The sequence below is a fragment of the Kitasatospora sp. NPDC101157 genome (assembly GCF_044768255.1).
Lineage (GTDB): Bacteria > Actinomycetota > Actinomycetes > Streptomycetales > Streptomycetaceae > Kitasatospora.
Genome location: NZ_JBIWPL010000043.1, coordinates 10,998 through 27,004, shown reverse-complemented (window position 1 = coordinate 27,004; position 16,007 = coordinate 10,998). Strand labels below are relative to the sequence as shown.

General features: G+C 73.9%; 13 protein-coding genes. 6 read left to right on the top strand and 7 right to left on the bottom strand.

Going from position 1 to position 16,007, the window contains the following annotated elements; translation table 11 throughout:
* Positions 1-5 precede the first annotated feature (5 nt).
* A complete protein-coding gene (locus ACIRVF_RS41025; protein ID WP_402829832.1) occupies positions 6-3,887 on the bottom strand; it encodes a glycosyltransferase in 3,882 nt (1,293 codons plus the stop codon).
* A gap of 247 nt (positions 3,888-4,134) precedes the next feature.
* On the bottom strand, positions 4,135-4,407 hold the full coding sequence (locus tag ACIRVF_RS41020; protein ID WP_030062195.1) for a WhiB family transcriptional regulator: 273 nt from the start codon (positions 4,405-4,407) through the stop codon (positions 4,135-4,137).
* A gap of 723 nt (positions 4,408-5,130) precedes the next feature.
* Between ACIRVF_RS41020 and ACIRVF_RS41015 the strand changes: the two genes are divergently transcribed.
* Genes ACIRVF_RS41015 through ACIRVF_RS41005 form a run of 3 tightly spaced genes read left to right on the top strand, consistent with a single transcriptional unit; the run spans position 5,131 to position 7,987 of the window.
* Entirely contained in the window at positions 5,131-5,691 is a 561-nt protein-coding gene (locus ACIRVF_RS41015; protein ID WP_402829862.1) for a cysteine dioxygenase, read from the top strand.
* 41 nt (positions 5,692-5,732) lie between these two features.
* The gene (gene cofD / locus ACIRVF_RS41010; protein WP_402829829.1) at positions 5,733-6,692 is read left to right on the top strand and encodes a 2-phospho-L-lactate transferase; all 960 of its coding nucleotides are present in this window, start codon (positions 5,733-5,735) and stop codon (positions 6,690-6,692) included.
* A complete protein-coding gene (locus ACIRVF_RS41005) occupies positions 6,689-7,987 on the top strand; it encodes a coenzyme F420-0:L-glutamate ligase (protein WP_402829826.1) in 1,299 nt (432 codons plus the stop codon). Before cofD ends, ACIRVF_RS41005 begins: the two co-directional genes overlap by 4 nt.
* Positions 7,988-7,990: 3 nt before the next feature.
* On the opposite strand, the gene ACIRVF_RS41000 is transcribed toward ACIRVF_RS41005, so the two are convergent.
* The 4 genes from ACIRVF_RS41000 to ACIRVF_RS40985 are packed head-to-tail and all read right to left on the bottom strand — an operon-like array spanning position 7,991 to position 10,714.
* Complete coding sequence (locus ACIRVF_RS41000; protein ID WP_402829823.1) at positions 7,991-8,260, bottom strand: type II toxin-antitoxin system RelE/ParE family toxin; 270 nt, start codon at positions 8,258-8,260, stop codon at positions 7,991-7,993.
* Positions 8,257-8,529 carry a type II toxin-antitoxin system Phd/YefM family antitoxin gene (locus ACIRVF_RS40995; protein WP_402829821.1) on the bottom strand — a complete coding sequence of 91 codons (273 nt, stop codon included), beginning with the start codon at positions 8,527-8,529 and terminating at the stop codon, positions 8,257-8,259. The genes ACIRVF_RS41000 and ACIRVF_RS40995 overlap by 4 nt, the downstream gene beginning before the upstream one ends.
* Positions 8,530-8,574: 45 nt before the next feature.
* Entirely contained in the window at positions 8,575-9,498 is a 924-nt protein-coding gene (locus tag ACIRVF_RS40990) for a DNA-3-methyladenine glycosylase family protein (RefSeq protein ID WP_402829819.1), read from the bottom strand.
* A 55-nt stretch (positions 9,499-9,553) separates the two neighbouring features.
* Positions 9,554-10,714, bottom strand: coding sequence for a peptidoglycan recognition protein (locus ACIRVF_RS40985; RefSeq protein ID WP_402829817.1), 1,161 nt, complete (start codon positions 10,712-10,714; stop codon positions 9,554-9,556).
* 104 nt (positions 10,715-10,818) lie between these two features.
* Between ACIRVF_RS40985 and ACIRVF_RS40980 the strand changes: the two genes are divergently transcribed.
* From ACIRVF_RS40980 to ACIRVF_RS40970, 3 genes are all read left to right on the top strand, one after another.
* Positions 10,819-11,610, top strand: a complete 792-nt coding sequence (locus tag ACIRVF_RS40980; protein ID WP_402829814.1) for a TIGR03089 family protein — start codon at positions 10,819-10,821, stop codon at positions 11,608-11,610.
* 137 nt (positions 11,611-11,747) lie between these two features.
* Positions 11,748-12,872: an LCP family protein gene (locus tag ACIRVF_RS40975; RefSeq protein ID WP_402829811.1), complete on the top strand. Its 1,125-nt coding sequence runs from the start codon at positions 11,748-11,750 to the stop codon at positions 12,870-12,872.
* 147 nt (positions 12,873-13,019) lie between these two features.
* On the top strand, positions 13,020-14,522 hold the full coding sequence (locus ACIRVF_RS40970; protein ID WP_402829810.1) for an LCP family protein: 1,503 nt from the start codon (positions 13,020-13,022) through the stop codon (positions 14,520-14,522).
* Between the two features lie 110 nt (positions 14,523-14,632).
* Here ACIRVF_RS40970 and ACIRVF_RS40965 read toward each other — a convergent pair whose 3' ends face one another.
* Positions 14,633-15,673, bottom strand: coding sequence for a glycosyltransferase family 2 protein (locus ACIRVF_RS40965; protein WP_402829807.1), 1,041 nt, complete (start codon positions 15,671-15,673; stop codon positions 14,633-14,635).
* Positions 15,674-16,007: the final 334 nt, after the last annotated feature.

Below are 16,007 nucleotides of genomic sequence, written 5' to 3'. Positions count from 1 at the left end.
GCGGGTCAGTTCCCCGATCCGTGCTGGTGCGGAGGGTGGTGCGCAGGGGAGTGGCCGGTGCCGCCCGGGTCGTTGGGGTCGTAGTACGGCTCGTCCTGTTGGCCCGGCAGCCAGGCCTGCTGGGGCTGCTGCTGGTAGGGGTCGTAGCCGTACTGCTCCTGCGGGTACTGCTCGTAGCCCTGCTGCTCGTAACCGTGCTGCTCGTAGCCCTGCTGCTCGTAGCCCTGCTGCGGGTACGCCTGCTGCTGGCCCTCGTACGTCTGGCCCTCGTACGTCTGGCCGCCGTAGGGCGCGGCCGCGGGCTGCTGGGCCGGGTACTGGTCGTAGCTGTAGGGGTCGGCCTGCTGGTACGTCTGGTACGGGTCGGTGTACGGCTCGGCCTCCTGGACGGCGGCGGCCACCTGGACCGCCGCGGTCACCGGCTCGCCGGCGGGCTGCGCCGGGACCGCACCCGGCCGCCCCTCGTACACCCCGGGCTCCTCGGCGCCGGGCTCGCCGCCCTCGCCGCGCTCGGCCATCCGGCGGGCCCGGCGGCTGCCGGGGACGGGGGCCTGCGCCTGGGCGGCGGCCAGCGCGGCGGCGGCCACCACCTCCTCGGGCAGGTCGTCGTCCTTGTGGCTGCGCCGGCCGGGCAGGGCCAGGACCAGGACGGTGAGGCCGAGCAGCACCTGGGCCCAGATCCAGCCGGTGTGCACCAGGCTGTCCTCGCGGGTGACGCTCAGCTTGCCGCCGCCGGCCGGGAGCTTGAAGCCCTGTGCCCAGCCGTCGACCGTGGTGGGCTCCAGGGCGGTGCCGTTCACGGTGGCCTTCCACTCGGGGGCGGCGGACTCGGCGAGCCGCAGCACCCGGCCGTCCGGACCGGCCGGAACGGTGGCGGAGAGGTCGCGGACCCCGGCCGGGACGACCACCGGGGCGGCGCCCGGCGAGGTGATCACCGCGCGCACGGCGGGGGCGCCGTTGACCTGCCAGAGCGCGGTGTCGCCCGCCTGGTTGGCCTTGACCAGGCCGGGGGTGGCGTCCAGGACGTCCTTGAACGCGTTGACGGCCTGGCGCTCGACCAGCACGTAGGCGATGCCGTAGCCGGCCAGGGCGTTCGCCTGGTCGGCGCCGGAGCCGGCCAGCAGGTTGCCGACCGTCTTGTTCAGGCCGTCCTGGGTGCCGGTGACCGGGTCGACGGTGGACTCCGCCTGGCCGAGGGTCAGGCCCGCGCCGCGCAGCACGGTGTAGCGGACGGCGCCCTTCTGCCCGGTGACGACGAGGGTGCGGGCCCGGTCGGTGGTGCCGGCCTCCTCGGCGATGAAGGCGGGCACCTGGCCGCCGTCGGCGCGGTGCAGCGGACCGCCGGCGCCGGTCAGCGCCCACCACAGGCCGGTGCCCAGCGGGGCCAGCACGGCGGCGGCCACCACCAGGGCGGCCACCGGCTGGCGCCAGCCGAAGGCGATCCCGGCGACGCGGGTGTTGGCGCCGTCGGCGCCGATCGCGGCGGCGGCGAGCAGGGCGATCCCTGCGATCAGGGTGGCCGGGCCGGCCCAGGCGGGCACCACCGGGCCGCCGGAGGCCGGGGTGACGGAGGTGCCCGCCACCGCGACCGCGAAGAGCAGGCCGGCGCCGGCCGCGCCCCAGGCGGCGAGCACCGCGCGGCGCCGGTCGGCGCGCAGCAGTGCGGCCAGCGCGGCCAGGACGACACCGGCGGAGAGCCAGACCGGCGGCACCCCGGCGCCGCCCGGGTTGACCAGCAGCAGGCCGGCCGCGCTCGCCCCGGCGCCGTGCAGCCCGGGCAGCCCGGCCTCCAACAGCAGCCGCTGCGGGTGCGACAGCACCTTCAGCGACCAGGGGGCGAGTACCGCGACCGGCACGGCGAGGATCACCAGGACGCGCAGCCCGAGCAGCCGCAGGGCCGTACCGCCGGAGCCGAAGGCGCCGCCGCGCAGCACCGCGACGACCAGCGTCGCCAGGCACAACGGCACGGCGAGCGCCCAGGTCAGCGGGACGAAGGCGGTGGCCAGGGTGAGCATCAGGACGGTCATCCAGACCGGCCGCCAGCCGGGGCGGGCGCCCTTGGCGGCGCTCTCCTGGCGGATGCCGAGGCCGGCCGCGATCGCGGCGGCGCGGGCCAGCGGCGGCAGCAGCACGGCGAGGACGGCGGTGCCGATCCGGCCCTGGGCGAGCGCCCCGGTCGCGGCGGGCAGCAGCGCGTAGGTGGCGCTGGCCCAGGCGCGGACCAGCTTGGAGTCCAGCAGCGGCCGGGACACCAGGTAGGCGCTGACGGCGGCCAGCGGGACGGTGAGCACCACCAGCAGGGTGAGCGCGAGGTCGGCGTGGCCGAACAGCAGCCAGGAGAGCACCGCGAGCACACCGAGGTACGGCGGCGCGGCGGCGGTGGAGCCGGTGCCGATCGGGTGCCAGGCGTCCGCGTACATCGACCAGAGGCCGCCCGCGCCGTCGGAGGCGGGCAGCAGGGCGCCGCCGAACAGCTCGCCGCTGCCGAGCAGGCTGCGGCAGGCGATCAGGGCGAACACCAGCAGGGCGGCGAACAGCACCGGCGCGGGGCGCCGGGCCAGCTTCTTGACCAGCGCGAACTGCTCGACGACGAGGTCCTCGCCGTCCTCGTCGCCGCCGGCCTCGACCGAGCCGTGGCGGCTGCCGGAGTCGTCGCCGCCCCCTATCCCGAGCGAGCCGATCACGCCCTCGACGGCGAGCCGGGTGGTCGCGCCGGGGGCCGGGAACAGCGTGCGGTCGTCCAGGGCGTCCGCCGCCCTGGTCCGGGCGCGGTGCTTGCGGGCGGCCAACAGCCTTGGGAAGCGCACGAGTTCGTGGCCGAGCCCGGCCAGTTCGTCGACGGCCTGGCGGGGGTCCTTGCCGAGCAGGTTGGTGACGGCGCGCACCAGGGTGCCGAGCACCAGGCGCAGCAGCACGTACGGGAAGAGCGCGCCCCGGCAGTTGGCGAGCAGGGTGTAGACGGCGCCGGCCTTGTCCACCCGGTGCGGGTGGGCGGGGCCGCAGTCGATCGCCCGGCGCTCGCGGCTGGCCGCCTCGGCGTGCCGCAGCACCGCCTCGGGGGCGACCACCACGCGGTGGCCGGCGGCGTTGACCCGCCAGCAGAAGTCGGTGTCGTCCCGCATCAGCGGGAGGGCCCTGTCGAAGCCGCCGAGCTGCTCGAAGACGTCGCGGCGCACCAGCATGCCCGCGGTGGAGACGGCGAGCACCGGACGGACCTGGTCGTGCTGGCCCTGGTCCTGCTCGCGGCGGTCGAGGCCGGTCCAGCGGCGGCCGGAGCGGGCGATGGTGACGCCGACCTCCAGCAGCTGGCGGCGGTCGTACCAGCTGCGCAGCTTGGGGCCGATCACGCCGGCGCTCGGGGTGGAGTCGGCCACCTGGAGGAGGCGGCGCAGCGCATCGGTCTGCGGCTCGCAGTCGTCGTGCAGCAGCCAGAGCCATTCGACCGGCTGGGTCTCGCGCGGGCCGCCGCGGCCGAGGTCGTCCTCCTGGGCGAGCGGGTCGCCGAAGTCGTCCCAGCCTCCGGTGACCGGGTCGTAGCCGGAGGGGTCGAGCCGGTACGGGAGGTCCTCCGGGCGCAGCGGCGCGGCCCCGGAGACGGCCTCGGCGACGGCGGTGCCGAAGCCGGCCCGGCGGCCGAGCACCAGCGGGCCGCTCTCGGGCAGCCAGTCGGCGAGGGTGTCGGCGAGCAGCTGCGGGGAGTTGTCGGTGGATCCGGTGTCGACCGCGAGGATCCGCTGGACCTGGCGGTCCTGGCCGAGGAGGCCGGCCAGGGCCTGCGGCAGCCAGCGGGCGCCGTCGTGCGAGACGATCACCGCGGTGACCAGGTGACGCGGGTAGGCGGGCGGCCTGGCAGCGGTGAAGCCGCTCTGGTGGCTGTAGACGGTCATCGAGTGCGCGGGCCCCAGTTCTCGGTGGACACAGCCGGTGAACGGCAACCGGATGGCGCACCACACTAACGGCTCCCGATGGCCGACTCGTGCGCGGTGCCGGTGCGGAGGCGGTGAAGAAGGGGCCGGGAGCGGTGGAAGCGGGCCGGGAACGCGAAAGCGCCCCACCGTCGCGGTGAGGCGCTCGTACAACTGTGTGGCGGTCCGCGGTTGGCGGACGGTCAGCGGGGGCCGGGGGCCTCCCCGCTCAGACCGCGCTCTTCTTGAGCCGACGGCGCTCGCGCTCGGAGAGACCGCCCCAGATGCCGAAGCGCTCGTCATTGGCGAGGGCGTACTCCAGGCATTCCGAGCGGACCTCGCAGGCGAGGCAGACCTTCTTGGCCTCGCGGGTCGAGCCGCCCTTCTCGGGGAAGAAGGACTCCGGGTCGGTCTGGGCGCACAACGCGCGCTCCTGCCAACCGAGTTCCTCCTCGTCCTCCGCGATGCCGTCCCCGATCAACAGCTCAAAGAGCTCGCTCATGTGGCGCGCCTCCTCTGCCCCTACTTGGCGTCCCCGTGGTTGCCGTTGCCTCGTGCGGCTGACGACACGAGTGAAATTACAGTTGCGTCACTCTGGCCCAGTCAAGCCGAGCTCTGGTATTGAGGCCGGGATTCACTCACTGGCACCAAGCCGTTACGAATAGTGTACATATTCGGACACATCGGACCTTCAGCCAGAAAGCCCCGGACAACACCGAAACGTCCGCAACCACTCGTGGAATGAGGCTCGGTCACCGTCACAGGCCGGTCATCGGCCTCCCTTCCCGGCGATCTTCCCATCGAAACATAGAGAGTGATGAATCACCCCATCCGGGAAAGATCCCGACCTAATCCACTCGAATGCCGCATCCTCCGGTTTGACACCGACCCCGCGGATGCGGTGTCCTTTCCCCTATGTCAGAGTTCGCCAGCCCCCGGAGCGGTTCCACGCTCCGCCGTGCCGTGAACTCTTGTTGTCGCCTCTGTTCCTGCTGTATCTAGGCGCCCGCGTCCCACCGCGCGCCGCCCCCAGGAAGCACAGAGGCCGCCCGCGATTCCCGCCCCAGGACATCCCGGATCCGGCTGCTCCCCGAACCAGCCGACTCATCCGAGGACGACTACCGTGCGCATGATCCGCATCCGCAAGCGGAACCGCGACCGCAACAAGCTCGCCCGCCTTGGGAACACCTCCCAGCCGCCGGGCCGGGGGAGCACCTCCCCCGCCGTGCCCCGCACGGACGGACACCGCTGGGCGGACGGGCTCAGCGACGTCTCCATCGCCGGCGACCCGCTCGCCTTCCCCCACCTCGCCCGCACCGACCTGCCCGGCCACCCCACCACCGTCGCCGGGTACGCCCAGTTGGTCCGCGAGATCGCCGCCGACCGTGCCCGCTGGGAGCCGCTGGTCCGCTACGACGCGCTCACCCGCTGGTACGCCCGGCTGGAGACCGGCCCCGGCTACGAGGTCTGGCTGCTCAGCTGGCTGCCCGGCCAGAGCAGCGGCTTCCACGACCACGGCGAGTCCTCCGGCGTGATGACCGTGGTCCACGGCGAGCTGATCGAACGCTCCCTGACCCACGCCGGAGAGGGCGCCCGCATCCTGCGCCCCGGCGGGCAGCGGGTGTTCTCCTCCGGCTACCTGCACGAGGTGGTCAACGGCGCGCTCGAACCCGCCGTCTCCATCCACCTCTACGCGCCGGGCCTGACCGAGATGAACCAGTACGGCGCCGCCACCGCCACGGCCGTCCCCGAACAGCACCAGCGGGAGCAGGCCGAGCGGCGTTGAGCGCGGACTGACGAAGAGTCCGACCGTGGCAGGATGACCCCATGCGCATCGTGGCACTGGCAGGCGGAATCGGCGGGGCGCGCTTCCTGCGCGGACTCCTCGCGGCGGTCGGACCGCAGGACGAGATCACCGTCATCGGCAACACCGGCGACGACATCCACCTCTACGGCCTCAAGGTCTGCCCCGACCTCGACACCGTGATGTACACCCTCGGCGGCGGGATCAACGAGGAGCAGGGCTGGGGCCGGACCGACGAGACCTGGTCGATCAAGGCCGAGATGAAGGAGTACGGCGTCGGCCCCGAGTGGTTCGGGCTCGGCGACCGGGACTTCGCCACCCACCTCGTCCGCAGCCAGATGCTCACCGCCGGGTACAGCCTCAGTCAGGTCACCGAGGCGCTGTGCGTGCGCTGGAACCCGGGCGTGCGGCTGCTGCCGATGAGCGACGACCGGGTCGAGACCCACGTGCGGATCACCGACGAGCAGGGCACCCGGGCGGTCCACTTCCAGGAGTACTGGGTCAAGCTGCACGCCGCCGTCGACGCCGAGGCGATCATCCCGGTCGGCGCGGACACCGCCAAGCCCGCGCCCGGCGTGCTGGAGGCCCTCGCCGAGGCCGACGTCATCCTCTTCCCGCCGTCCAACCCGGTCGTCTCGATCGGCACCATCCTCGCCGTCCCGGGCATCCGGGAGGCCGTCGCCGCCTCCCCGGCGCCGGTCGTCGGGCTCTCCCCGATCATCGGCGGGGCCCCGGTGCGGGGCATGGCCGACAAGGTGCTCGCCGCCGTCGGTGTCGAGGCCACCGCCGAGGCGGTAGCGCTCAACTACGGGCCCGACCTGATCGACGGCTGGCTGGTGGACACCGCCGACGAGAAGGCCGTCGCCGCGGTCGAGGCCGCCGGAATCGCCTGCCGGGCCGTCCCGCTGCTGATGACCGACGTCGAGGCCACCGCCGAGATGGCCCGGACGGCGTTGGGTCTTGCCGAGCAGGTACGGAAGTGACCCCGGCGCTGGAGGTCCTGGGGATCGAGGGGATTCCCGAGGTCGACGCGGGAGCGGACCTCGCCGGACTGATCGCCAAGGCCGGGACGTACCTGGACGGCGACATCCTGCTCGTCACCTCGAAGATCGTCAGCAAGGCCGAGGGCCGGCTGCTGCACGCCGCCGACCGCGACGCCGCGATCGACGCCGAGACCGTCCGGGTGGTCGCCCGGCGCGGACCGGCCCGGATCGTCGAGAACCGCAACGGCTTCGTCATGGCCGCCGCCGGGGTCGACGCCTCCAACACCGCCCCCGGGACCGTCCTGCTGCTGCCCGAGGACCCGGACGCCTCCGCGCGGGCGCTGCGCGCCAGGCTCCAGCAGCTGACGGGGCGCCGGCTCGCCGTCGTCGTCACCGACACCTTCGGACGGCCCTGGCGCAACGGGCTCACCGACGTCGCGATCGGCGCCGCCGGGCTGTCCGTGCTGGAGGACCACCGCGGGCGCACCGACAGCCACGGCAACGAGCTGGTGCTCACCGTCACCGCGACCGCCGACGAACTCGCCGCCGCCGGCGACCTGGTGAAGGGCAAGGCCACCGGCGTCCCGGTCGCGGTCGTGCGCGGGCTCGGACACCTGGTCACCGTCGAGGACGGGGCCGGCACCCGACCGCTGGTGCGGGCCGCCGCCGACGACATGTTCCGGCTCGGCACCTCCGAGGCACTGCGCCAGGCCGTCACCCTGCGGCGCACCGTCCGCTCCTTCACCGCCGACCCGGTCGACCCGGCCGCCGTCCGGCGCGCGGTGGCCGCCGCGGTCACCGCACCCGCACCGCACCACACCACGCCCTGGCGCTTCGTGCTGCTGGAGTCCGCCGAGACCCGGGACCGGCTGCTCGACGCCATGCTCGGCGCCTGGCAGCGCGACCTGCGCGAACTCGACGGCTGGGACGAGGCCCGGATCGCCCGTCGCACCGCTCGGGGCAACGTGCTGCGGGACGCGCCGTACCTGGTGGTGCCGTGCCTGGTGATGGACGGCTCGCACGACTACCCGGATCCGCGGCGGGCCGCGGCGGAGCGGGAGATGTTCACGGTGGCCGTCGGTGCGGCGGTGCAGAACCTGCTGGTCGCGCTGACCGGTGAGGGGTACGGCTCCGCCTGGGTGTCGTCCACGATGTTCTGCCGTGACACCGTCCGGGCGGCGCTGGACCTGCCGGAGGACTGGGACCCGATGGGCGCCGTCGCGGTCGGCCGCCCGGCGGAGGCCCCGCGGGAGCGGCCGGAGCGCAGCGCGGACGCCTTCATCGCGGTGCGGTAGGGCTCAGAGGCCCCGGTAGATCTCGCGGCGGTTGCCGACCTTCACGACGACGATCACCAGCACGTCGTCGTGAATCTCGTACGCCACGCGATAGATGCCGACGCGAAGCCGGTAGAGGCCCGTATGACCCGTCAGTTTCTTGACGTCCGGATCGTCGGCGTACGGGTCGTCGCCGAGCCGGGTGAGCGCTGCGAGGATTTGCATGGCGTCGACCTGGCCGATGCCGCGTAGCTGCCGCCGGGCGCTCGCAGTGAATCGAAACGCGTACTTCACGCGGCGCTCCCGGCAGCCCCCGGAGGCGCTCCGAAGAGATCCGCCAGGACTTCGGCCATGCTCACGGTGGGTTCGTTCCGGTGCTTCTCCGCCTCACGGGCAAGGAGTTCGTCCTCGGCGTCCTCTATGGCATCGAGGATCTCGATCGGCACGACCGCTCCGACACGCTCGCCCTTGCGGGTGATGACGGTGACCTCACCGGCCTCGGCCCGGCTCAGCACCTCAGCGAGATGAGCCCGGGCTTCACGGATGTTCAGTTCGTCAGCCATGGTTCAAGCGTACACAACACGTGTACGCTTCTCCGCGCTTTCCGCTCAGCGGCGGCGGTGGTCGTTGGGGGTGAGTCTCGGACCGTAGCGGGGGGCGTGGGCGGTGGTGGCGAGGAGGAGGCGGCAGATGCGGTGGCGGTGGGGGCGGTAGGGCTCCAGGAGGGCGAGCATCTGGGTGTCGTCGCTGCGGGGGCGGCCGGCCAGGGCCCAGCCGACCAGGTTGGGGAGGTGGAAGTCGCCGACGGAGACGGCGTCCGGGTCGCCGTTGCTGCGCTGGAGGGTTTCGGCGGCCGTCCAGATGCCGATGCCGGGGACTGCCGTGAGGCGGGCGAAGGCCTGTTCGTGGGGCATCGTGGAGGCCTCCTCCAGTCGGGGGGCCAGCCGGACGGCGCGCATCACCGTGGCGGAGCGTTTGGGGTCGACGCCGGCCCGGTGCCACTCCCAGCTGGGGACCATCGCCCATTCGCGGGCCGACGGGGCCACCCGCATGCCCTCGGCGGGGCCGGGCGCCGGGGTGCCGAAGTCGCGGAGCAGGGTCCGCCAGGCGCGGTAGGCCTCATCGGTGGTGACCTTCTGTTCGAGGATCGCCGGGACGAGGGATTCCAGGACCAGTCCGGTCCGGGTGAGCCGCACCCCGGCCGTTCGGCGCTGGGCGTCGCGCAGCGGGCCGGGGGGCAGCACCAGTGCCTCGGGGTGGTCCTCCGCGCCGAGCAGGACGGGCAGGCGTTCCAGTAGCCACTGGGCGCCCGGGCCCCAGGCCGTCGCCTCGACCTCGCCGGCGGCGGGTCGAGGCAGCACCCGCAGGGTGCCGATGCCGGCCGGGGTGCGGGAGGCGCGCCAGACGGCGCCGTCGCCGGTGGTGCGGTAGGAGGGGTCGGCGGGGCCCCGGCGCAGCGGCAGGAGGGTGCGGACGGGGTCGAGCGGGAAGCCCGGCCGCCAACGGCGTACCGCCTCGCTGCCGCCCGTCACTGCTGTCGCCTCCTGTGGTGCCTGAGGCTATGAACGATACGCGGAGCGGGTGACGCTACCGGTTCTGGAGTTTGGCGGCGGCCGTGCGCAGGGCGGGGAGCCGGGCGTAGAGGGCGTTGCCGGGGCACTCGGTGTTGAAGGCGTCGCGGTGTCCGGAGATGGCGTCGAAGTCGACGACCGTGCCCTTGGGGTAGCGGCTGGCGTCGGAGCCCGAGGTGAGCTTGGTGTGGCCGTCGGCGGCCTGGCCGGTGAGGCCGAGCTTCCAGGCGGAGATGGCGGTGAGGCCGTCGAGGAGCTGCTGGGGCGGGGTGTCGTTGACGAAGGTGCCGATGGCGGCGACGCCGGAGGAGTCGGTGTTGAAGCCCAGGGTGTGGGCGCCGTGGACGGGCTGGGCGACGCCGCCGGCCCGGCCCTCGTAGATGGTGCCGCAGCGGTCGACCAGGAAGTTGTAGCCGATGTCCCGCCAGCCGCTGGTCTTGACGTGGTACTGGTAGATCGATCTGATCACCCGGGGGGCGTCGCTGCAGGCGTAGTCGGTGGCGGTCGCGGTGTGGTGGACGAAGACGGCGCGGACGGGGCCGGTGTACTCGAAGCCGGGTTCGCGCAGGGACTCGTCGGCGCCCCAGCCGGCCCGGGTGACGATGCCCGGGCGCGGTGCCTGGCCGCCGTCGGCCGGGGCGGCGGGGAGGGTGCGGGTGGCGCTGGGCGCCGGGGCACCGGCGCCGGGGTCGACCAGGTCGACCCGGAGTCCGGGCGGCGGTCCGGCCGGGCCGGGGCGGACCTCGACGGCGACGCCGTCGCTGCGGCCGGTCCACAGCGGGGCGGTGGCGCCGTGCGGGGCGTGGTCGGGGCCGTCCTCGGGGTCGGCCTCCAGGGTGTGCCAGTCGCTCCAGCGGCCGGTGGCGGCGTCGCGGGTGCGGACCCGGACGGATCCGCCGTCCAGGGCACCGGCCGGTCCGTCCCAACCGACGCCGAGGAGTTCGTACGGTCGGGTGGTGCTCGGTGCGAGGCCGTGGCCGGCGGACAGCGGGAGCGAGGTGGTCGTGCCGCCGCCGGGGAAGTCGCGGCGCTCGGCTCCGGGAGCAAGGGGCGCGGCGGAGGCGCCGGAGGCGGGCTGGAGCAGGAGGGCGGCGGTGCATCCGGCGAGCAGCGCGGCGGGGAACGGGAGGCGCACGGCTCCGGTCCGGAGGCGCGCGGCCTGGTGTGAAAGGCGCATACAGGGGATCGTCGCCGCAAACCGGACGGCTCGCCACGCCGCCCCGCGCCCGCTCGGCCGCCCCTCCCGGCGTGCCACTCGAAGGCCGTAGGCTGGGGCGCACCATGACTGCGCCATTCGCTGCCGATGCCCGCACCCCCGTCGAGCTGCTGCACGCATACCTGCGCGGCGGCACCCCTTCGGTCGATCCCGCGGCCCCGCTGGTCACCTTCTACGACGACGCCACCGGCGAACGGGTGGAGCTGTCCGCCCGGACCTTCGACAACTGGGTCGCCAAGACGTCCAACCTCCTCCAGGACGAACTGAACGCCGGCCCGGGCGACCGGGCCGCGCTGCTGCTGCCCGCCCACTGGCAGAGCGCCGTCTGGCTGCTGGCCTGCTGGTCGGTCGGCGTGACGGCGGTGCCGGACGGCGATCCGGCCGACGCCGACCTGGTGGTGAGCGGCCCGGACGGCCTGGAGGCCGCCCAGGCCTGCGAGGGCGAGCGGGTGGCGCTCGCCCTGCGGCCGCTCGGCGGCCGTTTCCCGCACCGCCCGGACGGCTTCCTCGACTACGCCGCCGAGGTGCCCGGCCAGGGCGACCGCTTCGCGCCGTACTCCCCCGTCGCCCCGGACGGGCAGGCCCTGGAGACCAGGGTCGACGGGCTGCCGCTGAAGCTGACGGGTGAGCAGACCGTCGCGCTGGCCCGGGAGGGGGCCGGGCGCCTCGGCCTCAAGCCCGGCGACCGGGTGATGTCCACCCTCTCCTTCGACGACTGGGCCGGTCTGGAGGCCGGCCTGCTGGCCCCGCTGGCGGCCGGCGCCTCGGTGGTGCTGTGCCGCAACTCGCAGGGCCTGGACGCCGGGCAGTGGGAGAAGCGGGCCGAGTCCGAACGGGTGACTGTCCGCCTCGGCTGACCCCGGCGCCGCCCCGGCGGGTAGGGATGCCTGCCATGGCCGAGGATGACACCGAGCACCCCCCGACCGACGAGACTCCCCCCGCGGACGCTCCCCCGAGCGGACCGGGACGCCCGCGACGGCGCCGGCGGTGGCTGATGATCACCGCCGGCGCCGTCGCGTTCCTGCTGGTCGCCACCGGCGTGACGCTCTGGATCGCGTACCGGAAGCTGGACGGCAACATCAGGACCGACTCCGCCACCGACCAGCTGCTGGCCAAGCTGGAGGGCGAGCGGCCGGGCCGGGCCGCGGGGACCGAGGGCGCCCGGAACATCCTGCTGATCGGCAGCGACGACCGCACCGGCACCAACTCCTCGTACGGCGGGCAGCCCGGCAGCCAGCGCTCGGACACCACGATCCTGCTGCACCTGGCCGCCGACCGGAGGCACGCGACGGCGGTCTCCATCCCGCGCGACGTCATGGTGACGGTGCCCTCCTGCGAGAAGCCGGACGGCAGCCGCAGCAAGCCGGGGACGATGCAGTTCAACTGGGCCTTCGAGCTGGGCGGTCCGGCCTGCTCGATCCGCACCGTCGAGCAGCTGAGCGGCATCCGGGTCGACCACTACGTGATCCTCGACTTCAGCGGCTTCAAGACCATGGTGGACGCGATCGGCGGGGTCGAGGTGTGCGTGCCGCAGCCGATCCACGACAAGGACGCCAAGCTGGACCTCGCGGCCGGGCGCCAGGTGCTGCACGGCGAGCAGGCGCTCGGTTACGTCCGGGCCCGGGAGAGCCTGGGCGACGGCAGCGACACCCAGCGGATGGGCCGTCAGCAGCAGTTCCTGGCCTCGCTGATCCGCAAGGTGCAGTCGCAGGGGGTGCTGCTGAACCCGACCAAGCTGTGGCCGGTGCTGGACGCGGCCACCTCCTCGGTGAAGGCGGACGGCGGCCTGTCCTCGCTCGGCGCGCTCTACGACCTGACCAAGGACCTGCGCGGCCTGCCCTCGGAGAACGTGGTGTTCCTGACCGCGCCGCGCCGCCCGTACCGCTACGACTCGGACCGCGACGAGTTCGTGCAGCCGCAGACCACCCAGCTGTTCACCGCACTGCGGGCGGACCGGCAGATCGCGGTCCGCCCGCCCGGTTCGACGCCAACCCCGGACGCGGGGGCGAGTCCGGGGGCCGTCGCGGGCTCCGACGGGGCGGCGGCGTCACCCTCGGCGAGCGACTCGCCCACGTTCGAGGGACGCACCGCGGACGTGGACGCCTGCGCACAACACTGAGGCCCGGTCCGGAATTTGCCAGCCTATTGCATTTCCGTGACGGATCTCATACTCGGAACGATTCCCCCGTTCGGCTCGTCTAGTGTGTCCGGATCGACCCACCGCCCGGGTGGGCCGCCCCCGTGACGGTCGGACGTAGGGAATCCCGTGCAGCAGGACCAACCGAACACCGGCCGGTACAACGGCGGAGGCCGCCGGGACGAGCGCCGCCGGGCCGCCGCGGCCGCCCGGCGGAACCGGCGCCGGCGGGTGCTCAAGTGGACGGCCGGGACGGGCGCCCTGGTGCTGGTCGCGGGCTGCGGCGGGGCGTACTACCTGTACCAGCACTTCAACAGCAACCTGACCTCGGTGAAGGTCCAGCTGGGCGACGAGGCGGAGCGGCCCAAGGCCGCCGGGGACGCGCTGAACGTGCTGGTGATCGGCACGGACAGCCGGGCGGGCCTCGGACGCGAGTACGGCGACGAGGGCAGCACCGGGCACGCCGACACCACGCTGCTGTTCCACATCGCCAAGGACCGCTCCAACGCGACCGTGGTCAGCATCCCGCGCGACCTGATGGTGCCGATACCGGAGTGCGCGGACGACAAGGGCAAGAAGGTCCCGGGCGCGGCGCGGGACATGTTCAACAAGAGCCTCGGCCAGGAGGGGCGCGACGCGGGCTGCACCTGGAAGACCGTCGAGAAGATGACCGGCATCCGGGTCGACCACTTCGTGCAGGTCAACTTCGAGGCGGTCAAGACGCTCTCCACCGCCGTCGGCGGGGTCGAGGTCTGCGCGGCCAAGGACATCGACGACAAGGACTCGCACCTGAAGATGTCCAAGGGCCGTCACGTGGTCCAGGGCGAGGAGGCGCTGGCCTTCGTCCGCACCCGGCACGCGGTCGGTTTCGGCGGCGACCTCACCCGGATCCCGCTCCAGCAGCAGTTCATCAGCTCGATGATCCGCAAGATCAAGAGCGACGACACCCTGACCAGCCCGAGCAAGCTCTACCGGCTCGCGGACGCCGCCACCAAGGCGCTCACCGTGGACTCCGCCATCGGCAGCGTCGACAAGCTGAAGGACCTGGCGCAGGACATCAGCAAGGTGGACACCAAGAACATCACCTTCACCACCGTGCCGGTACTGGACGACCCCAAGGACACGGACCGGCTGATACTGAAGCAGCCGGACGCCGGGCAGATCTTCTCGATGATCGCGGGCGACCGCTCGCTGACCGGGACGCCCGCCCCCGCCCCCGAGGCCACCGCCCCCGCCTCGGCCGCACCGAGCACCACCGCCCCGGCGGTGGACACCAAGGACGTCCCGGTGACGGTGCGCAACGGCAGCGGGACGCGCGGCCAGTCCGGGCCGACGGTGGACAAGCTGAAGGCCAAGGGCTTCGCCAGGGCGGCGGTCGGCTCGGACGCCCCGCCCGCCGCGACCACCACGGTCTCCCACCCGGCAGGCCAGGAGGCCGAGGCCGCCGCGCTGGCCGCCGCCCTCGGACTGCCCGCCGACGCCGTACGCCCGAACCCCAAGGCGGGCCCGAAGGACCCGCTGCTGCTGGTGCTCGGCAAGGACGTCCTCGCGGCCCCCTCGCAGGCGCCGACCGAGGCCCCGAAGGACCTCCAGCGGGTGCAGGCGGACGACGTCGACGTGTGCGCCAAGTAGCTGCCCGGCCACCGTCGATCCGGTGGCCGGCACCGCTGCGGCCTCCGGTCGGCCTGACCTGACACGGCATCACCGAACCTGCCGGCCGGCCGAGTTGGCCGTCCGGCGCCTCAACGTGCCCGGGAGAGCACGTCCTCGGAGGTCGGGGCGACGCTGCGCATCACCCGGCGGGCCAGCGAGCGGGGCGAGGTGAGGAAGCCGAAGCCCCAGCTGAGGTGCATGGTCGCGAGCGCCACCGGCAGCAGCGCCTTGGCGCGGAGGGACAGCCCGCGGCCCTCGACCACCGCGCCGCCGAGGATGCCCAGCAGGTAGGCGCCGGGCACCGCGAGGAAGGCCGGGTGGACGGCGGCGCCGAGCACCAGGCCGAGCACCACCGCGAGCAGCGCGCTCGGCGGGGCGAGGTAGCGCAGGTTGACCGAGCCGCGGTGGTAGCGGGTGACCACCCGGCGCCAGCGGCCGTAGTCCTTGTACTGCTTGGCCAGCGCCCGGACGGACGGCCGGGGGCGGTACGTCACCTTGAGCTGGGGGGTGAACCAGACCAGCCCGCCGTCCTGGCGGATCCGGTAGTTCAGCTCCCAGTCCTGGGCGCGGATGAACTCCTCGTTGTAGCCGCCGAGCTTCTCCAGCACCTCGCGCCGGAACACCCCGAGGTAGACGGTGTCCGCCGGGCCGGCCAGGCCGCCGGTGTGGAAGGCCGCGTTGCCGACGCCGATCTTGGAGGTCATCGCGGCGGCGACCGCGTTCTCCCACTCGGTCTCGCCCTCGGCGTGCATGATGCCGCCGACGTTGGCGGCGTCCATCTCACCGAGCAGCCGGACGGCCGTGGTGATGTAGCCGGGCGTGAGCAGCCCGTGGCCGTCGACCCGGACCACTATCGGGTACTGCGAGCCCCGGATCGCGGCGTTCAGCCCCGCGGGGGTGCGGCCGGTGGGGTTCTCGACCGTGCGCACCCGCGGGTCCTCCGCCACCAGCTCGGCGGCGATCTCCGCGGTGCGGTCGGTGGAGGGACCGAGGGCGATCACCACTTCCATCGGCCCGGGGTATTCCTGGTCCAGGATGCGCCGGACGGCCGTGCGCAGGTGTCGTTCCTCGTTGAGCACCGGCATGATCACGGAAACAGCCGGCAGCTCCTCAGCAGCCTTGGTGTTCATCGGGGCCAACCGTACCGGTGCCGACGCGTTGCCGTCTTGTCCCGGTTCGGCTGTTCCCGGTCCCCCGGAGGGCGGCACCGGCGCAGTGATCACGACCACCGTACCGTTCCGCTCCCCCGGGCCCGAATCCAGGCGGGATCGGTGCAGGTTCGGCGCAGGTTCGGGGCGGGTGGTGAACGCCGGTGAACAGGGCGGATCCGGCCGTCGACAGGATGTTCACCGGCCGCCACGGCGGGGGGCCGGGGCGGTGGCCCCCCCGGCCCCCCCCCCCCCCCCCCCCCCCCCCCCCCCCCCCCCCCCGGGGGGGCGCCCCCCCCCCCCCCCCCCCGGCCCC